We start from the raw sequence: 21054 nt of genomic DNA, 5'->3' as shown, positions 1-21054 counted from the left end.
TGTTCTAGCGCTGCGGAGCGGAGGGAGGTGCGCGTGGGCGCGATTCCAGATTGGGCGGCGATGGCGGCAACGCCGCTTCGATGTTCAGGAAGGTGACTTCGACCGCAGGGAGAATATTGTCGGTGCGCTCGACGGGAATAACCGGAAGAGCGGCGGTCGTGGCCGAGGCTAGACGGCAGAGCGTGCCGCAACAGTCGTCGGCGATCTTGCCGGCAGGGTTCTGTTTGCCGGAGCCGCCTTCCGGCATATGGCTGGAACAGATGATTTCATCCGCCGCCAGCGCGGCCATCGCCATGTTGCCGCTGGTCAGGCCGTTGGCGAGGCCCTGCAAAAGGAAAAGCAGAACCGCCAGCATGGCGATGGCGCCAGCCGAACTTCTGTCCTGCATGATCCTGCGAATGAATCCCATGCAATCGGAATGTCATATTTGCGGCGAGATGTCACCGCGACACAATGACGGGAAGGGAGGGGCAATAACGATACCGGCAAGGCGTGGGATGCCGATGCTGCTTGTTGTTATATGTGCCGCTTAAATGGAGAGCGGCGCTGGAGCCCAGCGCCGCAGCGCGCTTATTCCGCTGCCGGAATGGGCGTGGGTTGTCCGTTTTCGTCCATCGCCACCATGATGAAGGTTCCGGCGGTGACTTTTTCCAGCTTGTCATAACGCGACCGCTGCGCCCAGGCTTCCACCGTCAGCGTGATGGAGGTGCGGCCAACGCGGGCGATGTCGGTATAGATGGACAGCGTGTCGCCGATCTTCACCGGCAACTCGAAGGCCATTTCCTTGACCGCCGCGGTGACGACGCGACAGCGGGAACGCTCCGCTGCACGGATGCCGCTCGCCAAGTCCATCTGCGACATGACCCAGCCGCCGAAAATATCGCCGGCCGGATTGGCGTCGGCCGGCATGGCGAGCGTTCTGAGCGTCAGCTCGCCGGTCGGTTTGATGGTCTGGTCGGTCATGTTGAGATTTGCTCCGTGCGAATGACAAAGGCGCAGCATGCGTTGCGCTTTGCGATTTCGCAAGGAAGGCGAAGCGTCAGGACGACGCTTTGCCCAGAAATTGCTGCGTTGCATAAAGGGCGATGGCTGCCGCATTCGAAACGTTGAGCGATTTGATCTCGCCGGGCATATCGAGACGGGCGAGCGCCGAGACGGTTTCGCGCGTTTTCTGGCGCAGGCCCTTGCCTTCGGCGCCCAGCACCAGCGCGATTTTTTCGCCGCTGAACGTCTGCTCGATGGGTGCGGGGCCTTCGGAATCCAGACCGACGGAGAAGAAACCGAGCTTGTGCAGTTCGCCCAGCGCATCGGCCAGATTGGTGATCTGGATATAGGGAATGAGTTCCAGCGCACCGGAAGCCGATTTCGCCAGCACGCCCGACTCGGTCGGGCTGTGGCGCATGGTGGTGATGACGGCGCCGGCGTTGAAGGCGACCGCCGAGCGCATGATGGCGCCGACATTGTGCGGATCGGTGACCTGATCGAGCACGAGAATGAGCGGGCTGTCCTTCAGCGCGCCGAGACGCTTGACCGGCAGTGGCCGGGTTTCCAGCATCACGCCCTGGTGGATGGCCTCGGGACCGAGCACACGGTCGATATCCTGCGGCGAAACCATCTCGACCGGGAAGGGCTGGGCATCCGCCTCGCCGATATCGAGACGCGCAAAGGCGTTCTGGGTGACGGAGAGCTTGACGATCTGCCGTTCGGGATTGGCGAGCGCCGCACGCACGGTATGCAGGCCGTAAAGATGCACCTGATCGGGCGCAAGCTGCGGCGGCTTCCAGTCGTCTGCGCCGCGGTTCTTGCGCTTCGGCTGCTGCGGGGTCGGAATTTCGCCGCGCTCGCGCTTGGCGTCGCGCACGGCGCGGCGCAGGTTGGCATAGTGCGTGTCGCGGGTGGATTTGTTCTTGGGATCGTCTTTGCTCATGGCGCCTTATATCTCCGCCGGGAGGCGCGCACCAGCCCCCGCGATAATCCACAGGGCCGTAAAGAGGTTTGAATTTTTTCCCGAAAATTCGTGAAAGGGCGTGTTGACAGAAACGAACGAGGCCGTCATATACGCGCCACAGACGACGCAACGGCGCTTCGCCGCAGCGAAATCTGAAGAGCTTGGTCGCTCGATCCTAGCAGAAAGCTGGAGGGATGCCCGAGTGGTTAAAGGGGACGGACTGTAAATCCGTTGGCTACGCCTACGTTGGTTCAAATCCAACTCCCTCCACCATTCTGCACGGATCGAAATCACCACCGCGGGTATAGCTCAATGGTAGAGCAGCAGCCTTCCAAGCTGAATACGCGGGTTCGATTCCCGCTACCCGCTCCAGCTTCTCCCCAATATCGTCAATTAAGTTTCTTTAGCGCTGTTTTGCCGCCTTTTGCCTCGGCGGAAACATGCGGCCGTCTTTGGCGTTTTCCACCTGTAGGAAGGGTGTTCTTCCTGAGCGCTTTGTTGTGAGGTTTGCCTGCATCTGTGGGAGCACACCATGCGGAACGCGTCTTCAGGAGGGCTCCAGCGCCGACTGGATCCGCAGTTTTTCCGCGTCCAGTTCGCTCAGCCTTCCCATATGCGCCGTGATTTCCTCAAAGATCGAGGTGCGATCCGTTTTCGACAGGCGCTCCACGCGACGCAGGGCCGTGATGACCTCGATCAGATCAAGTCGCTCCTGTTCAAGCTTTTCCAGATTCCAAAACATCGCGTTTTCCCCGTTGGCACGCCTTCAAACGGCTGGCCGGGCAAAAGGTTCAGATCAGTAGAATTTAAGGTAAATTTTATCTTGTCGGCAACGGCCCGGGCTGGAGATGCAGCCCGGGCCTCAGCCGAATCAATAGGGTGAGCGGCACTGCGTCCGCGTGCCGGCAGGGGCCATATAGCTGTTGTCTGTGGGGTGGTAGGATGTGTAACGCGCTGCACACCATTTTATATGGTCGATTTCGGCTTGAGACAGGGCGTAGCCGTTGGGCGTGGCTTCTTCGCCTTTCCCTGCCGCAAAGGCAGACGCGGGGTAGCCTCGCTGATCTGAATTCTGCGCCTGCGCCTGTGTTTCGTAGGCCGGCTGTATGAGGCTCAACGCATGGGCGGGCACGACGGCAGCGGCAGATATCGCGACGCCAAGAGCGAGCGCGGAGATGGTCTTCGGCATCCTCAACATCGATAAATCCTCGTATTCGTTCGGTATGCTAACGAAAACTTAGGAAATTCGTTCCGGTGAAGGGTTGACGCCACACGAACACGTGATTCTCCGGGCTGGGCGCAGGAGGCGGTTGAAGCGGCAATATCGGGGTGCTCTCCGTCCTGCGGCGGCTTTCATGATGACGGTGCGATGCTGCCTTCACCGGGAAGACGGTGTGTCCGGCAAGCAAGTTCCATTCCCACCTGCTTCACTTTCCGTCCTTTCGCACTGCTCGTTGACAAGCGGAAAATCCGGTCAGATAGTCGGCCGGCAATCATGCAAACGGGAGTCTTCAATGTTTAACAGGGTTGTCATTCTCTCATCCTTTGCGCTGCTGGCATCGGCGGCGTTTGTCTCCCCCGCAGCCGCACTCACCATGAAGGAGTGCAGCGTGAAATATCAGGCGGCGAAAGCCGACGGGTCGGCCAAGGACGTCAAGTGGAACGACTATCGCGCCAAGTTCTGCGGCAGCGAGGCGGCAGCCGAGGATGCGGCCGACGACAAGCAGGTCGCGGCCACCACCGAAAAAGAACCCGCAAAAGCGACGACAAAGGCCCCGAAGGGCGTCGCTTTCCCGAGTGCTGTCGATAAGAAATATTCAAGCGAGACGCCCGCAAAGGCCCGCCTGAAAACCTGTGTCGACTCCTATCACAAGAACAAGAATGACGGCACGCTCGGCGATCTGAAATGGATCCAGAAGGGCGGCGGCTACTGGAGCCTGTGCAACACGGCCCTGAAGAGCTGAGACAGGCGGGGGCGGATTACCTCCGGCACTGGCGCGTTATCCGACATGGTTTCGGATAACGCGTGAGTCGATTCGGCTGCGATCGTTTGCCCTTGCGCCCTTTTTTCCTTGCCGCCATTCGCCGGCATATGCGGATATCGCTTCTTGTCCGCGATCAGGACCTGATCGCGGATGGCTCCGTTCCTTGATGGGTGGAAACGTGCCGTATGGGGCAACCCCGTTTTCGGGCGGGTAAAATCTGCGAATGGCTTGCGATTCAGCCTCTTGATAGAAAGACTTGACCCTGCGGCTTGATCCGCATCCAGCAATTCAACGGCTGCGGCTGTCCGATGACGGCTCGCCGGCAATGTGGGCGGATGACCAGACGATTTCGAAACTATCTCACCGTGCTGGCCATATCGCTGCTGATGTGGACGGTGATCCTTGGCGTCGTTTATTGGCTGTTTCGATAGGTTTTATCACAGCTTGCCGGCCTGAATGAAAGTGCCGCAGGGCCTGTGCGGCGACAAAGCCGCCTTATGCCTGCGAGGCCGATATTCCCGAAAATTTGATATGGTGAGAGGCGGCCGCCCCATTTCGGCTTTGCTGGCGTGACCTTATGGTTCGGTGAAATCAGGAAAGGGTCATCATGAAAAAATCCGTCGCCGCGACATGCCTTGCAGCTTTCTCCATGTCGGTCGCTACCGGCGCCATGGCTGAAGAGCTGGTGATTCCGCTCCCGAATGGCACGACGGTCGAAAAGGTGGAGACCGTCTACCAATGCGCCGCCGACAAGGTGGAGGCCGTCTATTTCAATGCCGGTGAGATCAGCCTCGTGCGGCTGGGGCTGAAGGATGGCGTCACCGTTGCCGCAAATGTCATTTCCGGGTCGGGCGCCAAATATCAGGGCGGCATTTATGTCTGGTGGTCGAAGGGCGAGGAGGCGGATCTTTACGATCTGATGGCGGATCCGGAGATGAAAAAGCCGGTTCATTGCGTGGAAGCGAAGAAATCCTGATCGTCGGGAGCTTTACCTCAAAGGAGCGGCGGCAGGGCGGTTTTTTGAAAACCTTGCCATGCCGCCGGTCAGCGTGGGAGTGCGCGCGCGGCGCGTTCAGCCAAGAACGAGCGACGCAAGAAGCGCCAGCAGGATAAGAGAGCTGGCGACAACGCCGAGCCTCACCCTGCGAAGGCGGCGGGTACGACCGCCGCTCCAGTCATAAGCCATTGGCAGCTTTACCTTTCTTTTTATTATTATGACTTATTGACTAGCTCCCTAGGCTTGCCCGTGGCTGACCTCAATTGTCAGAATCCATCGGCGAAAATTCACGATTTCCCTGTCTTCTCCCGATGTTGCAGCAAGCGCGGCGATTGATTCTTCCTGTCCTGCTACGGCATATCGGGTGAGGGGACCTGATGGGCGCAGGGCATGAAAAAGGCCCGGAAACTGGCGTTTCCGGGCCTTCTGGAGAAGCGTGTCTGCTGGTCGTTTCAGCTCAGATAGGGCTGGAGATAGGGCAGAACCTCGAGCGTGCCGTGATACAGCATGTTGAGGGCGACATAGATGATGACCATCAGGCCGAGATAGGAAATCCAGCGATAGCGGTGCAGCAGCTTTGCGACGAAGTTGGCGGCAAGGCCCATGAGCGCAATCGAAACGACGAGGCCGATGATGAGCACCGTCACATGTTCCTGTGCGGCGCCGGCGACGGCAAGGACGTTATCCAGCGACATGGAAACATCGGCGATGACGATCTGGGTCGCGGCCTGGAAGAAGGTCTTGTGCCCCTTGGTCAGGTCGGCCTCTTCGTCCGTCACCTCGTCTTCGATGGAGCCTGCGGCCTCACGCAGTTCGACCCACATCTTCCAGCACACCCAGGCGAGCAGCAGGCCGCCGAACAATTGCAGGCCGACAATGGCGAGAAGCTGCACGGTGACGGCGGCAAAGCCGATGCGCAGAACCGTGGCGGCGATGATGCCGACCAGGATCGCCTTGCGGCGGAGGTGAGCGGGCAGACCGGCGGCGGCAAGGCCGATGACGATGGCGTTATCGCCCGCCAGCACGAGGTCGATTGCGATGACCTGTAAGAATGCCGTGAAACCGGCGGCTGTGAAGATTTCCATGGGATGGTCCTGAAACGGATAGAGAGGTCGCGAGGGAAGCGACGGATCGAGATATGGCTTGGGATGGCGCGTCCGCGCCGGATTCCAGTCGCCCGTCTCCCCCCGGCGATGAAATGTCCTTAAGCCATCATGCCGGTGCAGGTAAAGAAGTTGTGATAGAAATATCTTATTTAGTGATCGGCCATTCCGGAGGAAGGGGCCGTCGGGCCGATGCCCGCTTCGCCCTCGCGAGGGTTTGAATGTCGCAAATCAGATACCATATACGGGCCTCAAGGCACGCTTAGAGCGCGCGCGAAGACGCTTTCACAATTAAGTCTTGCGCATTCGCTTACAAAGCCTTAAACGGCGACACCAAACCGGTACGCCGGGGAAACTACTTCACGTTCACAGGAAGCAATTCACATGGCAAAGAGCAAGTTTGAGCGCAATAAGCCGCACGTCAACATTGGCACGATCGGTCACGTTGACCATGGCAAGACGTCGCTGACGGCAGCGATCACGAAGTTCTTCGGCGAATTCAAGGCGTATGACCAGATCGACGCCGCGCCTGAAGAAAAGGCCCGTGGTATCACGATTTCGACGGCACACGTTGAATACGAAACGCCTGCCCGTCACTATGCGCACGTCGACTGCCCCGGCCACGCCGACTACGTGAAGAACATGATCACCGGTGCTGCCCAGATGGACGGCGCGATCCTGGTTTGCTCGGCTGCCGACGGCCCGATGCCGCAGACCCGCGAGCACATCCTGCTTGCCCGTCAGGTTGGCGTTCCGGCGATCGTCGTGTTCCTCAACAAGGTCGACCAGGTTGACGACGCCGAGCTTCTCGAGCTCGTCGAGCTTGAAGTTCGCGAACTTCTGTCGTCCTACGACTTCCCGGGCGACGATATCCCGATCATCAAGGGTTCGGCACTTGCTGCTCTTGAAGATTCCGACAAGAAGATCGGTGAAGACGCGATCCGCGAGCTGATGGCTGCGGTTGACGCCTACATCCCGACGCCTGAGCGTCCGATCGACCAGCCGTTCCTGATGCCGATCGAAGACGTGTTCTCGATCTCCGGCCGTGGTACGGTTGTGACGGGTCGCGTTGAGCGCGGTATCGTCAAGGTTGGTGAAGAAGTCGAAATCGTCGGCATCCGTCCGACCTCGAAGACGACGGTTACCGGCGTTGAAATGTTCCGCAAGCTGCTCGACCAGGGCCAGGCCGGCGACAACATCGGCGCACTGGTTCGCGGTGTTAACCGTGACGGCGTCGAGCGTGGTCAGATCCTGTGCAAGCCGGGTTCTGTCAAGCCGCACAAGAAGTTCAAGGCTGAAGCCTACATCCTGACGAAGGAAGAAGGCGGCCGTCATACGCCGTTCTTCACGAACTACCGTCCGCAGTTCTACTTCCGCACGACGGACGTAACGGGCATCGTTACGCTTCCGGAAGGCACGGAAATGGTTATGCCTGGCGACAACGTGACCGTTGACGTCGAGCTGATCGTTCCGATCGCGATGGAAGAAAAGCTGCGCTTCGCTATCCGCGAAGGCGGCCGTACCGTCGGCGCAGGCATCGTTGCCTCGATCGTCGAGTAATTTCAAACCCGCAAGGGATTGAAGAAAACCCCGCTGGAAACGGCGGGGTTTTTTATTGCCGGAAGGGTCAGAGTCCGTTTGAAAACGTCGGACGGGTCGATCCGGCGATGCTTTTTGCGCCTGGCTGCGTCGAAAATCTTGACGATATCATCGGATATCGCCTTCGATCTTCTTCTTGCCAGACACAAAAATCACCTGCCGGCTCTCCGCCGCCGAGTTTCCAAACGGACTCTCAGCAGTCGATGCGGACGATGTCGCCATCCTTGAGATGGAAGAATGCGTCCTGCGGCACATCGAGGCGCAATGCTTCGTCCTTTGGAAGGTTCGCATAGACGCCGCGCAACAGGCGGCTGGTGATGCCGTGGCAGATGACGATCGCATCGCGCGCCTGTCTCTGCTGAATGGTCTCCAGGCTGCGAGCCACCCGGCTCGTCATTCTTTCGAATGTCTCACCGCCCGGCGCGTGGAAGAACCATTCGTATCGATCCAGCCCGTCGCGCATGCCGGGATATTCATAATCGATCTCGTAATCCGTCATGCCGTCCCATACGCCCATGCCGATCTCCATCAGGCCGGGATCGAGGGTGATGCCGTCGATCATGCCGATTTCGCCTGCGACGATCTCGCAGGTCTGTCTTGCCCTGCCGAGCGGGCTGGAGAAAATATGGACTTCATCGGTTTCGATAAGCGCTGCGAGCCTGCGGCCCATGCGTATTGCCTGTTGTCGCCCCAGTTCCGTCAAAGGCGAATCGACCTGACCCTGCCAGCGGCGAACGGCGTTGAATTCGGTCTGGCCGTGACGGACGAGATAGATGCTCATGGGCGTTCCTGTGAAATGCGGGGAAGATCAGCGAATTGAACGATGTACCCTTGGCAGGGGCATGCTGGGGTATTTTGCCAGACAATGTGAAAAAACAAAAAACACACTTGCCATTCTTTTCCCTGCACCTTAAAGGAGCGCATACCGAATTGGCCAAGCGATTTCGCGGCCGGTTCAGGTGATCAAGGGGTATAGCTCAGTTGGTAGAGCGGCGGTCTCCAAAACCGCAGGTCGGGGGTTCGAGCCCCTCTGCCCCTGCCACTTTCCATTCGCAAGCGCGGGTCCTCGCTGCATGGCAGATGGGTGCCGGATTTCCGGCGAATTTCGCGGAATGTCGATTTCCTCTTGTTAAAAAGGGAATCGGTGTTTATGTAGGGTCAAAACAGACACGCGGTGCGTGGGGCTGATTAGTTCGGCTTTACGCGCCGTAATTGCGTGGGCAGTCAATGGCATCCAAAACCAATCCGTTTACGTTTCTGCAGCAGGTTCGCGCCGAAGCGTCAAAAATCACTTGGCCGTCGCGCCGCGAGACCATGATTTCGACGGCTATGGTGCTGGTGATGGTCATTTTTGCGGCTCTGTTCTTCTTTGCTGCGGATCAGCTCATCGGCTGGCTGCTCAGCCTGGTGCTGAACGTAGGCCGGTAACGGCGCGGTCAAAGGCCCGGTGGAAGGATCGAACGGAGAATAAAAATGGCAGCGCGCTGGTATATCGTTCACGCATATTCGAATTTCGAAAAGAAGGTCGCCGAGTCGATCGAGGAAAAGGCCCGCCAGAAGGGTCTGGATCATCTTTTCGAGAAAATCCTCGTGCCGACCGAAAAGGTGGTCGAGGTGCGTCGCGGCCGCAAGGTCGATAGCGAGCGCAAGTTTTTCCCAGGTTACGTGCTGGTGCGCGCCAACCTGACGGATGAGGCCTATCACCTCATCAAGAACACGCCGAAGGTTACCGGTTTCCTCGGTTCGGACAGCAAGCCTGTTCCGATTCCCGATTATGAAGCCGAGCGTATCCTCGGTCAGGTTCAGGAAGGTGTCGAGCGTCCGAAGTCTTCGGTTTCGTTCGAGATCGGCGAGCAGGTTCGCGTTTCCGACGGTCCGTTCGCGTCGTTCAACGGCGTGGTTCAGGATGTCGACGAAGAGCGTTCGCGCCTGAAGGTGGAAGTGTCGATTTTCGGTCGCGCTACGCCGGTCGAGCTGGAATACAATCAGGTCGAAAAGGTCTGATTGGCGGGGCGAGACCCCAAGCGCGTGGAAGGCTAACTGGCTCTTTAAGCCGGGGCAGGGCGCCGCACCACGCAACCGCAGCCGCCGGAGCAATCCGGCTTAAGAGAAGCCGGGTAACCGGTTTGAATTGAAAGGCAGAGAGATATGGCTAAGAAAGTTGCAGGCCAGCTCAAGTTGCAGGTAAAGGCCGGGGCGGCCAATCCGTCCCCGCCGATCGGTCCGGCACTTGGTCAGCGTGGCATTAACATCATGGAATTCTGCAAGGCGTTCAATGCCGCCACGCAGGAAATGGAAAAGGGTATGCCGATCCCGGTCGTCATCACCTATTACCAGGACAAGTCCTTCACCTTCGTCATGAAGCAGCCGCCGATGACCTACTGGCTGAAGAAGGAGGCAAAGATCACCTCCGGTTCCAAGACGCCTGGCAAGGGCGCCAAGGTCGGCTCCATCACCAAGGCTCAGGTCAAGACGATCGCTGAAGCCAAGATGAAGGATCTGAACGCAGCCGACATCGAAGGCGCAATGGCAATGGTTGAGGGCTCCGCCCGCGCCATGGGCCTGGAAGTGGTAGGTTGATCATGGCCAAGGTAGCAAAGCGCATTCAGAAGATCCGCGAAGGCGTGGATCCTAACAAGCTTTACGTTCTCACCGACGCCATTTCGATGGTCAAGGAACGTGCTGTCGCCAAGTTCGACGAAACCGTTGAAGTTTCGATGAACCTCGGCGTTGACCCGCGCCATGCGGACCAGATGGTTCGTGGCGTCGTCAACCTGCCGAACGGCACCGGCCGTGACGTTCGCGTCGCCGTCTTCGCCCGTGGCGCCAAGGCTGATGAAGCCACGGCTGCTGGCGCTGACGTTGTCGGTGCAGAAGAACTGGTTGAAATCGTTCAGGGCGGCAAGATCGACTTCGATCGCTGCATCGCGACCCCGGACATGATGCCGCTCGTCGGCCGTCTCGGCAAGGTACTCGGCCCGCGTGGCATGATGCCGAACCCGAAGGTCGGTACGGTGACGATGGATGTTGCCGGCGCCGTCAAGGCGTCCAAGGGCGGCGCTGTCGAGTTCCGCGTCGAAAAGGCCGGTATCGTACATGCTGGCGTTGGCAAGGCTTCGTTCGACGCTAAGGCTCTTGAAGAAAACATCAAGGCTTTCGCCGATGCCGTCATCAAGGCAAAGCCGACCGGTGCCAAGGGCAACTACGTCAAGCGCGTCGCGATTTCCTCGACCATGGGTCCGGGCGTCAAGATCGACCCTTCGTCGGTTACGGCTTAATCAATTCTCGCGCTTCCCACGGGAAGTGTGAATAAAAGAATTTCCGGCTCCCAGGAGCCGGAGATTTCCGGGGAAACCCGGAACTCCTGTCCGAGATTGCGGGTGGCCATGTCTTTCGGGACCTGGCCTTAATCATTCAACCTGCATGAGACGGGTGAGGCTGGATTTGAGGCATCCTAGATGCCTGACTGTCCGGTTCGAACCTGGTGTGCCTGTGCCTGAAGCCGTTTGCGGCGACAGAGCGGGGGACAGGATCCTCGAGCGTCGCTCGGGATCTTTGTAAAAAGGTCCCTTGGGGCAAAGGCAAACCCGACGGGTTCACATGTTGTGTTCCCGTCTACTGGAGACAGACAGTGGAAAGAGCGGAAAAACGCGAATTCGTCACGGAGCTGAACGAAGTCTTCAAGGCTTCCGGTTCGGTTGTCGTGGCCCACTATGCTGGTGTCACCGTTGCGCAGATGAACGACTTCCGTTCGAAGATGCGCGCTGCCGGAGGCACCGTCAAGGTCGCGAAGAACCGCCTGGCCAAGATCGCTCTTCAGGGCACGGAGTCGGAAGGGATGACAGATCTCTTCAAGGGCCAGACGCTGATTGCATACAGCGTCGACCCGATGATCGCTCCGAAAGTCGTCATGGATTTCGCCAAGACCAACGACAAGGTCGTTGTTCTCGGTGGCGCCATGGGTGCAACCACGCTCAACGCCGAAGCAGTCAAGTCGCTTGCGACCCTGCCTTCGCTGGACGAGCTGCGCGCAAAGCTGCTGGGCCTTCTCAATGCCCCGGCAACCCGCGTCGCTACGGTTGTCGCCGCACCTGCAAGCCAGCTGGCACGGGTGTTCTCGGCTTACGCCAAGAAGGACGAAGCCGCTTAAGGCGGTTTTTCGCTGTAAATATTCAAACTGGTTCGAACTGAACAAAAGGAACTATCAAAATGGCTGATCTCGCAAAGATCGTAGAAGACCTCTCCTCGCTGACCGTTCTGGAAGCTGCAGAACTGTCCAAGCTTCTCGAAGAAAAGTGGGGCGTTTCCGCTGCTGCTCCGGTAGCCGTTGCTGCTGCTGGCGGCGCTGCTGCTGCTGCTGCTCCGGAAGAAGAAAAGACCGAGTTCGACGTTATCCTGGTTGACGCTGGCGCCAACAAGATCAACGTCATCAAGGAAGTTCGCGGCATCACCGGCCTCGGCCTCAAGGAAGCCAAGGACCTCGTTGAAGGCGCTCCGAAGCCGGTCAAGGAAGCCGTTTCCAAGGCTGAAGCTGCTGATCTCAAGAAGAAGCTTGAGGACGCAGGCGCCAAGGTTGACGTTAAGTAATCTTGCGATTGCTGGCGGGAAGGGGCTTCATGCCCCTTTCCGTCGTCGTCGTTTTTAAAACTCATTACCCAAAAGCCGCGTGAAAATGGCTTTTGGGTAATGGGTTCTTCAAGAGAATGGTTCCGAACCGGCTCATCTAGGCAATCCGGCCTGATCGATCCGGGATGTGGAACGAGATTGATGACACCCATTGCTTGACGGGATCGACTGGCCATCGGTTCCCGTCCGTTGCAGGCCCGGATGCAATTTTAAAGGAGCGACGATGGCTCAGACCCTTTCGTTTAACGGTCGCAGGCGCGTACGCAAGTTTTTCGGCAAAATTCCAGAAGTAGCGGAAATGCCGAACCTCATCGAGGTTCAGAAGGCTTCGTACGACCAGTTTCTCATGGTTGACGAGCCCAAGGGTGGCCGTCCCGACGAGGGATTGAATGCCGTATTCAAGTCCGTATTCCCGATCACCGATTTTTCCGGCGCCTCCATGCTTGAATTCGTGTCCTACGAATTCGAAGCGCCGAAGTTCGACGTCGAGGAATGCCGTCAGCGCGATCTGACCTATGCTGCGCCGCTCAAGGTGACGCTGCGCCTCATCGTGTTCGATATCGATGAAGATACGGGCGCGAAGTCCATCAAGGACATCAAGGAACAGTCCGTCTACATGGGCGACATGCCGCTCATGACCAATAACGGCACGTTCATCGTCAACGGCACCGAGCGCGTCATCGTTTCGCAGATGCACCGTTCGCCGGGCGTGTTCTTCGATCACGACAAGGGCAAGAGCCATTCTTCCGGCAAGCTGCTCTTCGCTGCCCGCGTCATCCCGTATCGCGGTTCCTGGCTCGACATCGAGTTCGACGCCAAGGACATCGTCTATGCGCGTATCGACCGTCGCCGCAAGATCCCCGTGACCTCGCTGCTGATGGCGCTTGGCATGGATGGCGAAGACATTCTGTCGACCTTCTATACCAAGGCTTCCTATGAGCGCGACGGCGACGGCTGGCGCATTCCGTTCCAGCCCGAGACGCTGAAGAACGCCAAGGTCATCACCGACATGATCGACGCCGATACCGGCGAAGTCGTGGTCGAAGGTGGCAAGAAGCTGACCCCGCGCCTGATCCGCCAGCTGACGGAGAAGGGCCTGAAGGCGCTGAAGGCGACCGACGAAGACCTCTACGGCAACTATCTGGCCGAAGACATCGTCAACTACGAGACGGGTGAAATCTATCTCGAAGCCGGCGACGAAATCGACGAGAAGACCCTCGGTCTCATCCTGCAGTCCGGCTTCGACGAGATTCCGGTCCTCAACATCGACCACGTCAATGTTGGCGCCTATATCCGCAACACGCTGTCTGCCGACAAGAACGAGAACCGTCAGGAAGCCCTGTTCGACATCTACCGCGTCATGCGTCCGGGTGAGCCGCCGACCATGGAATCGGCGGAAGCGATGTTCAACTCGCTTTTCTTCGATGCAGAGCGTTACGATCTGTCGGCCGTTGGCCGCGTCAAGATGAACATGCGCCTCGACCTCGATGCGGAAGACACCGTGCGCACGCTGCGCAAGGAAGACATCCTCGCCGTCGTCAAGATGCTGGTCGAACTGCGCGACGGCAAGGGCGAAATCGACGACATCGACAACCTCGGCAACCGCCGTGTCCGTTCTGTCGGCGAGCTGATGGAAAACCAGTATCGTCTGGGCCTTCTGCGCATGGAACGTGCGATCAAGGAACGTATGTCCTCGATCGAAATCGACACCGTGATGCCGCAGGACCTGATCAACGCGAAGCCGGCAGCCGCCGCCGTTCGCGAATTCTTCGGTTCCTCGCAGCTGTCGCAGTTCATGGACCAGGTGAACCCGCTTTCGGAAATCACCCACAAGCGCCGTCTTTCGGCTCTCGGACCGGGCGGTCTGACCCGCGAGCGCGCCGGCTTCGAAGTCCGCGACGTTCACCCGACCCATTACGGCCGTATTTGCCCGATCGAGACGCCGGAAGGCCCGAACATCGGTCTGATCAACTCGCTTGCAACCTTCGCCCGCGTCAACAAGTACGGCTTCATCGAAAGCCCGTACCGCAAGATCGTCGACGGCAAGGTGACCAACGACGTGATCTACCTCTCCGCCATGGAAGAGGCCAAGTATTACGTCGCGCAGGCCAACGCGCCGCTCAATGAAGACGGTTCGTTCTCGGAAGAGTTCGTCGTCTGCCGTCACTCGGGCGAAGTTATGCTCGCACCGCGTGACAACATCAACCTGATGGACGTTTCGCCGAAGCAGCTCGTTTCGGTCGCAGCGGCTCTCATTCCGTTCCTGGAAAACGACGACGCCAACCGCGCTCTCATGGGCTCGAACATGCAGCGTCAGGCCGTTCCGCTTCTGCGCGCCGAGGCACCGTTCGTCGGTACCGGCATGGAGCCGATCGTCGCCCGTGACTCCGGCGCTGCCATCGCAGCCCGTCGTGGCGGTGTGGTCGATCAGGTGGATGCGACCCGTATCGTTATCCGCGCCACGGAAGACCTCGATGCCGGCAAGTCGGGTGTTGACATCTACCGTCTGCAGAAGTTCCAGCGTTCGAACCAGAACACCTGCGTCAACCAGCGTCCGCTGGTTTCCGTCGGCGACAACATCTCCAAGGGCGATATCATCGCGGACGGTCCGTCGACCGACCTCGGCGATCTGGCTCTCGGCCGCAACGCGCTCGTCGCGTTCATGCCCTGGAACGGCTACAACTACGAAGACTCGATCCTGATGTCGGAGCGTATCGTTTCCGACGACGTGTTCACCTCCATCCACATCGAAGAATTCGAAGTGATGGCGCGCGACACGAAGCTTGGTCCGGAAGAAATCACGCGCGACATTCCGAACGTTTCGGAAGAAGCGCTGAAGAACCTCGACGAAGCCGGTATCGTTTACATCGGTGCGGAAGTTCAGCCGGGCGACATTCTCGTCGGCAAGATCACGCCGAAGGGCGAAAGCCCGATGACGCCGGAAGAAAAGCTTCTGCGCGCCATCTTCGGTGAAAAGGCTTCCGACGTTCGCGACACCTCCATGCGCATGCCTCCGGGCACGTTCGGTACGGTCGTTGAAGTCCGCGTCTTCAACCGTCACGGTGTGGAGAAGGACGAGCGCGCGATGGCTATCGAGCGCGAAGAGATCGAGCGTCTGGCGAAGGACCGCGACGACGAGCAGGCGATCCTCGACCGTAACGTCTACGGCCGTCTGATCGACATGCTGCGTGGCCACGTTTCCATCGCCGGTCCGAAGGGCTTCAAGAAGGGCGTCGAGCTTTCCAACGCCGTCGTTTCCGAATATCCCCGCTCGCAGTGGTGGATGTTCGCGGTCGAAGACGAAAAGGCTCAGTCCGAGTTGGAGGCGCTTCGTGGCCAGTACGACGAATCCAAGTCGCGCCTTGAACAGCGCTTCATGGACAAGGTCGAAAAGGTCCAGCGCGGCGATGAAATGCCTCCGGGCGTCATGAAGATGGTCAAGGTCTTCGTTGCCGTTAAGCGCAAGATCCAGCCGGGCGACAAGATGGCCGGCCGTCACGGTAACAAGGGCGTCGTCTCGCGTATCGTTCCGGTCGAGGACATGCCGTTCCTCGAAGACGGCACGCATGTCGACATCTGCTTGAACCCGCTCGGCGTGCCTTCGCGCATGAACGTCGGCCAGATCCTCGAAACCCACCTCGCATGGGCATGCGCAGGCATGGGCAAGAAGATCGGCGAGATGCTCGAAGAGTATCGCAAGACGATGGACATCAGCGAGCTTCGCAGCGAGCTGACGGAAATCTACGCGTCTGAAGCCAATGACGAGGTTCAGCGTTTCGATGACGACTCGCTGGTGAAGCTTGCCGAAGAAGCCAAGCGCGGTGTTTCCATCGCGACCCCGGTTTTCGACGGTGCGCATGAGCCTGACGTTGCCGCGATGCTGAAGAAGGCAGGTCTGCATGAATCCGGTCAGTCCGTCCTTTATGACGGTCGTACCGGTGAGCCGTTCGACCGCAAGGTCACCGTCGGCTACATGTACATGATCAAGCTGAACCACCTTGTCGACGACAAGATCCACGCTCGCTCGATCGGTCCTTACTCGCTCGTTACCCAGCAGCCGCTGGGCGGCAAGGCGCAGTTCGGCGGACAGCGCTTCGGGGAAATGGAAGTCTGGGCTCTGGAAGCATATGGCGCGGCTTACACGCTGCAGGAAATGCTCACCGTCAAGTCGGACGACGTGGCGGGCCGCACCAAGGTTTACGAAGCGATCGTCCGTGGCGACGACACCTTCGAAGCCGGTATTCCGGAGAGCTTCAACGTTCTCGTCAAGGAAATGCGGTCGCTCGGTCTTTCGGTCGAACTGGAAAACTCGAAGATCGAGAACCAGCCCGAAGACCAGCTGCCCGACGCGGCGGAATAAGACGATAGAGGCGGGCGCCTTCAAGGGCGCCTGCCGGTTTCCCGGACGGTATTGGCCGGTTCGGGACACTTTCGCCGCATTATGCGGTTAATCCGTATTTAAAGCTCTGGACGGTGACCCGGGAAGAAGCCGGTCCAGATGCAAACAGGGGCAGCAGCTAGCCTCTCAAGGAGACAAGGCATGAACCAAGAGGTCATGAATCTTTTCAATCCTCAGGTGCCTGCGCAGCATTTCGATTCCATCCGGATTTCGATCGCTTCGCCGGAAAAAATCCTGTCGTGGTCCTACGGCGAGATCAAGAAGCCGGAAACCATCAACTACCGTACGTTCAAGCCGGAACGCGACGGTCTCTTCTGCGCGCGCATCTTCGGACCGATCAAGGACTATGAGTGCCTGTGCGGCAAGTACAAGCGCATGAAGTACAAGGGCATCATCTGCGAAAAGTGCGGCGTCGAAGTGACGCTGTCGCGCGTTCGCCGTGAGCGCATGGGCCATATCGAGCTCGCAGCGCCGGTTGCTCATATCTGGTTCCTGAAGTCGCTTCCCTCGCGTATCTCGACCCTGCTCGACATGACGCTGAAGGATGTCGAGCGCGTTCTCTATTTCGAAAACTACATCGTCACCGAACCGGGCCTCACTTCGCTGAAGCAGAACCAGCTTCTGTCCGAAGAAGAGTACATGATCGCCGTTGACGAGTTTGGCGAAGACCAGTTCACCGCCATGATCGGCGCTGAAGCCATCTATGAGATGCTGGCTTCGATGAACCTCGAAAAGATCGCCGGCGACCTGCGCGTCGAGCTTGCTGAAACGACTTCTGACCTGAAGCAGAAGAAGCTGATGAAGCGCCTGAAGATCGTCGAGAACTTCATGGAAAGCGGCAACCGTCCGGAATGGATGATCATGAAGGTCGTTCCGGTCATTCCGCCGGACCTGCGCCCGCTGGTTCCGCTGGATGGCGGCCGTTTCGCGACGTCCGACCTCAACGATCTCTATCGCCGCGTCATCAACCGTAACAACCGTCTGAAGCGCCTGATCGAGCTTCGTGCGCCGGGTATCATCATCCGCAACGAAAAGCGCATGCTGCAGGAATCCGTGGATGCGCTGTTCGACAACGGCCGTCGCGGCCGCGTCATCACGGGTGCCAACAAGCGTCCGCTGAAGTCGCTCTCCGACATGCTCAAGGGCAAGCAGGGCCGCTTCCGCCAGAACCTTCTCGGCAAGCGCGTCGACTATTCCGGCCGTTCGGTCATCGTGACCGGTCCGGAACTGAAGCTGCACCAGTGCGGCCTGCCGAAGAAGATGGCGCTCGAACTGTTCAAGCCGTTCATCTATGCCCGCCTCGACGCCAAGGGTTATTCCTCGACCGTCAAGCAGGCCAAGAAGCTGGTTGAAAAAGAAAAGCCGGAAGTCTGGGATATCCTCGACGAGGTCATCCGCGAGCATCCGGTTCTCCTGAACCGCGCACCGACGCTGCACCGTCTGGGTATCCAGGCTTTCGAACCCATGCTGGTCGAAGGCAAGGCCATCCAGCTGCACCCGCTCGTCTGCACGGCCTTCAACGCCGACTTCGACGGTGACCAGATGGCTGTTCACGTTCCGCTTTCGCTGGAAGCCCAGCTCGAAGCGCGCGTGCTGATGATGTCGACCAACAACATCCTGCATCCGGCAAACGGCCACCCGATCATCGTTCCTTCGCAGGACATGGTTCTCGGCCTGTATTACCTGTCGATCATGAACCAGAACGAGCCGGGCGAAGGCATGGCCTTCTCGGATATCGGCGAGTTGCATCACGCGCTTGAAAACAAGGTCGTGACGTTGCATGCCAAGATCCGCGGCCGCTTCAAGACCGTGGATGCCGATGGCAAGCCGGTTTCGAAGATCCATGAGACGACCCCCGGCCGTATGCTCATCGGCGAACTTCTGCCGAAGAACGTCAACGTGCCTTTCGACGTCTGCAACCAGGAAATGACCAAGAAGAACATCTCCAAGATGATCGACACGGTCTACCGTCATTGCGGCCAGAAAGACACGGTCATCTTCTGCGACCGCATCATGCAGCTCGGCTTTGCCCATGCCTGCCGCGCCGGCATTTCGTTCGGCAAGGACGACATGGTTATTCCGGACAGCAAGGTGAAGATCGTCGGTGACACCGAAGCTCTCGTGAAGGAATACGAACAGCAGTATAACGATGGTCTCATCACCCAGGGCGAAAAGTACAACAAGGTTGTCGACGCCTGGGGCAAGGCTACCGAAAAGGTCGCCGAAGAGATGATGGCACGCATCAAGGCTGTCGAGTTCGATCCGGAAACGGGCCGCCAGAAGCCGATGAACTCCATCTACATGATGTCGCACTCGGGTGCTCGTGGTTCTCCGAACCAGATGCGTCAGTTGGGCGGTATGCGCGGCCTGATGGCGAAGCCGTCGGGTGAAATCATCGAGACGCCGATCATCTCGAACTTCAAGGAAGGCCTGACCGTTAACGAGTACTTCAACTCGACCCACGGTGCCCGTAAGGGTCTCGCAGACACCGCCCTGAAGACGGCGAACTCGGGTTACCTTACCCGTCGTCTCGTCGATGTCGCGCAGGATTGCATCGTCAACTCCAAGGATTGCGGCACCGACAAGGGCCTCACCATGACCGCCATCGTCGATGCCGGTCAGGTCGTTGCCTCGCTCGGCGCACGTATCCTCGGCCGTACGGCTCTGGACGACATCGATCATCCGGTTTCCGGCGAAAACATCGTCAAGGCCGGCACGCTGATCGACGAAGCCGACGTGGCCGCCATCGAGAAGGCCGGTATCCAGTCCGTCCGCATCCGTTCGGCTCTGACCTGCGAAGTGCAGATCGGCGTCTGCGGCGTCTGCTACGGTCGTGACCTTGCACGCGGTACGCCTGTCAACATGGGCGAAGCCGTCGGCGTCATCGCCGCACAGTCTATCGGTGAACCGGGCACACAGCTTACCATGCGTACCTTCCACCTTGGCGGTACGGCGAACGTGGTCGACCAGTCGTTCCTCGAAGCCTCTTACGAGGGCACGATTGCGATCAAGAACCGCAACATCCTGCGCAACTCCGAAGGCGCACTCATCGCGATGGGCCGCAACATGGCCGTCACCATTCTCGATGAGCGTGGCCAGGAGCGGTCTTCGCAGCGCGTTGCCTATGGTTCGAAGATCTTCGTTGACGACGGCGACAAGGTTAAGCGCGGTCAGCGTCTTGCAGAGTGGGACCCCTACACCCGTCCGATGATGACGGAAGTGGAAGGTACCGTTCACTTCGAGGACCTCGTCGATGGTCTTTCCGTTCTGGAAGCCACCGACGAATCCACCGGCATCACCAAGCGTCAGGTTATCGACTGGCGTTCGACGCCGCGCGGTTCGGACCTCAAGCCCGCAATCGTCATCAAGGACGCTTCCGGTGCTGTTGCGAAGCTTGCCCGTGGTGGCGAAGCCCGCTTCCAGCTCTCGGTCGACGCCATCCTGTCGGTCGAGCCGGGTGCGAAGGTCTCCCAGGGTGACGTGCTTGCACGTTCGCCGCTGGAAAGCGCCAAGACGAAGGACATCACCGGCGGTCTGCCGCGCGTTGCCGAACTGTTCGAAGCCCGTCGTCCGAAGGACCACGCCATCATCGCTGAGATCGATGGTACGATCCGGCTGGGCCGCGACTACAAGAACAAGCGTCGCGTGATGATCGAGCCTGCGGAAGACGGCGTCGAGCCGGTCGAATACCTGATCCCGAAGGGCAAGCCCTTCCACCTTCAGGAAGGCGACTATATCGAAAAGGGTGAATACATCCTCGACGGTAACCCGGCACCGCACGACATTCTGGCGATCAAGGGCGTGGAGGCTCTGGCTTCCTACCTCGTGAACGAAATCCAGGAAGTCTACCGTCTGCAGGGCGTTGTGATCAACGACAAGCACATCGAGGTGATCGTTCGCCAGATGCTGCAGAAGGTCGAGATCACCGATGCCGGCGACAGCCAGTACATCGTTGGTGACAACGTTGATCGCATCGAGCTCGACGACAACAACGACCGCCTGATCGAAGAAGGCAAGAAGCCTGCCTATGGCGAGCCGGTTCTGCTCGGTATCACCAAGGCTTCGCTGCAGACGCCGTCCTTCATCTCGGCCGCATCCTTCCAGGAAACCACCAAGGTTCTCACGGAAGCTGCGATTGCCGGCAAGACGGACACGCTGCAGGGCCTCAAGGAAAACGTCATCGTCGGCCGTCTCATCCCGGCCGGTACCGGCGGCACCATGACGCAGATTCGCCGCATCGCCACCTCGCGCGACGACCTCATTCTCGAGGAACGTCGCAAGGGTACCGGTGCAGGCTCTGCGAACCAGATGCTGCAGGACATGACGGACCAGGCTCCGGCCGCCGAATAAGGCGGGAAGGGCAGGGGCTTTGCGAAGCCCCGCCGAAGTTCAGAACG

Annotated in this window: 18 protein-coding genes and 3 tRNA genes; 14 read left to right on the top strand and 7 right to left on the bottom strand. The window is 59.0% G+C overall.

Annotation, left to right across the window (positions count from 1 at the left end):
• Positions 1–4: 4 nt before the first annotated feature.
• The 3 genes from FGF54_RS08670 to rlmB form a co-directional block, all read right to left on the bottom strand.
• Positions 5–409: a DUF2946 family protein gene (locus FGF54_RS08670; RefSeq protein ID WP_142779426.1), complete on the bottom strand. Its 405-nt coding sequence runs from the start codon at positions 407–409 to the stop codon at positions 5–7.
• Positions 410–570: 161 nt separating this feature from the next.
• Positions 571–963 (bottom strand): acyl-CoA thioesterase, encoded by a 393-nt coding sequence (locus FGF54_RS08665; RefSeq protein ID WP_077981754.1) that lies wholly within the window; start codon positions 961–963, stop codon positions 571–573.
• 76 nt (positions 964–1039) lie between these two features.
• Complete coding sequence (gene rlmB, locus FGF54_RS08660) at positions 1040–1927, bottom strand: 23S rRNA (guanosine(2251)-2'-O)-methyltransferase RlmB (RefSeq protein WP_003522448.1); 888 nt, start codon at positions 1925–1927, stop codon at positions 1040–1042.
• 209 nt (positions 1928–2136) lie between these two features.
• Between rlmB and FGF54_RS08655 the strand changes: the two genes are divergently transcribed.
• Together FGF54_RS08655 and FGF54_RS08650 are read left to right on the top strand one after the other, a co-directional pair.
• Positions 2137–2221: transfer RNA gene (locus FGF54_RS08655), tRNA-Tyr, on the top strand.
• Positions 2222–2246: 25 nt separating this feature from the next.
• Positions 2247–2320 (top strand) — tRNA-Gly (locus FGF54_RS08650).
• Positions 2321–2495: 175 nt separating this feature from the next.
• Here the strand turns inward: FGF54_RS08650 and FGF54_RS08645 are convergent.
• Complete coding sequence (locus FGF54_RS08645; RefSeq protein ID WP_035263387.1) at positions 2496–2690, bottom strand: hypothetical protein; 195 nt, start codon at positions 2688–2690, stop codon at positions 2496–2498.
• 129 nt (positions 2691–2819) lie between these two features.
• On the bottom strand, positions 2820–3146 hold the full coding sequence (locus FGF54_RS08640; RefSeq protein ID WP_003522452.1) for a BA14K family protein: 327 nt from the start codon (positions 3144–3146) through the stop codon (positions 2820–2822).
• Positions 3147–3462: 316 nt separating this feature from the next.
• Here FGF54_RS08640 and FGF54_RS08635 point away from each other — a divergent pair, with 316 nt between their 5' ends.
• Positions 3463–3912: a hypothetical protein gene (locus tag FGF54_RS08635; RefSeq protein ID WP_035263391.1), complete on the top strand. Its 450-nt coding sequence runs from the start codon at positions 3463–3465 to the stop codon at positions 3910–3912.
• 628 nt (positions 3913–4540) lie between these two features.
• Positions 4541–4909 (top strand): MliC family protein, encoded by a 369-nt coding sequence (locus FGF54_RS08625; protein WP_142779425.1) that lies wholly within the window; start codon positions 4541–4543, stop codon positions 4907–4909.
• A gap of 473 nt (positions 4910–5382) precedes the next feature.
• Here FGF54_RS08625 and FGF54_RS08610 read toward each other — a convergent pair whose 3' ends face one another.
• On the bottom strand, positions 5383–6015 hold the full coding sequence (locus FGF54_RS08610) for a TerC family protein (protein WP_035263395.1): 633 nt from the start codon (positions 6013–6015) through the stop codon (positions 5383–5385).
• A gap of 402 nt (positions 6016–6417) precedes the next feature.
• Between FGF54_RS08610 and tuf the strand changes: the two genes are divergently transcribed.
• Entirely contained in the window at positions 6418–7593 is a 1176-nt protein-coding gene (gene tuf / locus FGF54_RS08605; protein WP_003525183.1) for an elongation factor Tu, read from the top strand.
• 232 nt (positions 7594–7825) lie between these two features.
• On the opposite strand, the gene FGF54_RS08600 is transcribed toward tuf, so the two are convergent.
• Positions 7826–8413 (bottom strand): histidine phosphatase family protein, encoded by a 588-nt coding sequence (locus tag FGF54_RS08600; RefSeq protein WP_142779424.1) that lies wholly within the window; start codon positions 8411–8413, stop codon positions 7826–7828.
• A gap of 185 nt (positions 8414–8598) precedes the next feature.
• Between FGF54_RS08600 and FGF54_RS08595 the strand changes: the two genes are divergently transcribed.
• From FGF54_RS08595 to rpoC, 9 genes are all read left to right on the top strand, one after another.
• Positions 8599–8674 (top strand) — tRNA-Trp (locus FGF54_RS08595).
• A gap of 185 nt (positions 8675–8859) precedes the next feature.
• Positions 8860–9060, top strand: a complete 201-nt coding sequence (gene secE, locus FGF54_RS08590) for a preprotein translocase subunit SecE (protein ID WP_003523719.1) — start codon at positions 8860–8862, stop codon at positions 9058–9060.
• A 45-nt stretch (positions 9061–9105) separates the two neighbouring features.
• On the top strand, positions 9106–9636 hold the full coding sequence (gene nusG, locus FGF54_RS08585) for a transcription termination/antitermination protein NusG (protein WP_003523721.1): 531 nt from the start codon (positions 9106–9108) through the stop codon (positions 9634–9636).
• Between the two features lie 144 nt (positions 9637–9780).
• Positions 9781–10212 carry a 50S ribosomal protein L11 gene (gene rplK / locus FGF54_RS08580; protein ID WP_003523723.1) on the top strand — a complete coding sequence of 144 codons (432 nt, stop codon included), beginning with the start codon at positions 9781–9783 and terminating at the stop codon, positions 10210–10212.
• Positions 10213–10214: 2 nt separating this feature from the next.
• Positions 10215–10910, top strand: coding sequence for a 50S ribosomal protein L1 (rplA, locus tag FGF54_RS08575; protein ID WP_003523724.1), 696 nt, complete (start codon positions 10215–10217; stop codon positions 10908–10910).
• A 353-nt stretch (positions 10911–11263) separates the two neighbouring features.
• Positions 11264–11782, top strand: a complete 519-nt coding sequence (gene rplJ / locus FGF54_RS08570; protein WP_003523725.1) for a 50S ribosomal protein L10 — start codon at positions 11264–11266, stop codon at positions 11780–11782.
• A gap of 59 nt (positions 11783–11841) precedes the next feature.
• Positions 11842–12219, top strand: a complete 378-nt coding sequence (rplL, locus tag FGF54_RS08565) for a 50S ribosomal protein L7/L12 (RefSeq protein ID WP_004442635.1) — start codon at positions 11842–11844, stop codon at positions 12217–12219.
• 262 nt (positions 12220–12481) lie between these two features.
• A complete protein-coding gene (gene rpoB / locus FGF54_RS08560; protein WP_003523727.1) occupies positions 12482–16618 on the top strand; it encodes a DNA-directed RNA polymerase subunit beta in 4137 nt (1378 codons plus the stop codon).
• 180 nt (positions 16619–16798) lie between these two features.
• Entirely contained in the window at positions 16799–21007 is a 4209-nt protein-coding gene (gene rpoC, locus FGF54_RS08555; protein WP_065655887.1) for a DNA-directed RNA polymerase subunit beta', read from the top strand.
• Positions 21008–21054 lie beyond the last annotated feature (47 nt).

Origin of the sequence: Agrobacterium sp. T29, assembly GCF_006970545.1 — a bacterium.
Classification (GTDB): Bacteria; Pseudomonadota; Alphaproteobacteria; order Rhizobiales; family Rhizobiaceae; genus Agrobacterium; species Agrobacterium leguminum.
The sequence above is the reverse complement of the archived record's forward strand: the minus strand, read 5'-3'. Positions and strand labels throughout refer to the sequence as shown.

What these genes read in the sequence shown, in the direction of transcription:
- FGF54_RS08670 (WP_142779426.1), bottom strand. Translation starts at nt 409, where the DNA reads ATGGGATTCATTCGCAGGATCATGCAGGACAGAAGTTCGGCTGGCGCC.
- FGF54_RS08665 (WP_077981754.1), bottom strand. Translation starts at nt 963, where the DNA reads ATGACCGACCAGACCATCAAACCGACCGGCGAGCTGACGCTCAGAACG.
- rlmB (WP_003522448.1), bottom strand. Translation starts at nt 1,927, where the DNA reads ATGAGCAAAGACGATCCCAAGAACAAATCCACCCGCGACACGCACTAT.
- FGF54_RS08645 (WP_035263387.1), bottom strand. Translation starts at nt 2,690, where the DNA reads ATGTTTTGGAATCTGGAAAAGCTTGAACAGGAGCGACTTGATCTGATC.
- FGF54_RS08640 (WP_003522452.1), bottom strand. Translation starts at nt 3,146, where the DNA reads ATGTTGAGGATGCCGAAGACCATCTCCGCGCTCGCTCTTGGCGTCGCG.
- FGF54_RS08635 (WP_035263391.1), top strand. Translation starts at nt 3,463, where the DNA reads ATGTTTAACAGGGTTGTCATTCTCTCATCCTTTGCGCTGCTGGCATCG.
- FGF54_RS08625 (WP_142779425.1), top strand. Translation starts at nt 4,541, where the DNA reads ATGAAAAAATCCGTCGCCGCGACATGCCTTGCAGCTTTCTCCATGTCG.
- FGF54_RS08610 (WP_035263395.1), bottom strand. Translation starts at nt 6,015, where the DNA reads ATGGAAATCTTCACAGCCGCCGGTTTCACGGCATTCTTACAGGTCATC.
- tuf (WP_003525183.1), top strand. Translation starts at nt 6,418, where the DNA reads ATGGCAAAGAGCAAGTTTGAGCGCAATAAGCCGCACGTCAACATTGGC.
- FGF54_RS08600 (WP_142779424.1), bottom strand. Translation starts at nt 8,413, where the DNA reads ATGAGCATCTATCTCGTCCGTCACGGCCAGACCGAATTCAACGCCGTT.
- secE (WP_003523719.1), top strand. Translation starts at nt 8,860, where the DNA reads ATGGCATCCAAAACCAATCCGTTTACGTTTCTGCAGCAGGTTCGCGCC.
- nusG (WP_003523721.1), top strand. Translation starts at nt 9,106, where the DNA reads ATGGCAGCGCGCTGGTATATCGTTCACGCATATTCGAATTTCGAAAAG.
- rplK (WP_003523723.1), top strand. Translation starts at nt 9,781, where the DNA reads ATGGCTAAGAAAGTTGCAGGCCAGCTCAAGTTGCAGGTAAAGGCCGGG.
- rplA (WP_003523724.1), top strand. Translation starts at nt 10,215, where the DNA reads ATGGCCAAGGTAGCAAAGCGCATTCAGAAGATCCGCGAAGGCGTGGAT.
- rplL (WP_004442635.1), top strand. Translation starts at nt 11,842, where the DNA reads ATGGCTGATCTCGCAAAGATCGTAGAAGACCTCTCCTCGCTGACCGTT.
- rpoB (WP_003523727.1), top strand. Translation starts at nt 12,482, where the DNA reads ATGGCTCAGACCCTTTCGTTTAACGGTCGCAGGCGCGTACGCAAGTTT.
- rpoC (WP_065655887.1), top strand. Translation starts at nt 16,799, where the DNA reads ATGAACCAAGAGGTCATGAATCTTTTCAATCCTCAGGTGCCTGCGCAG.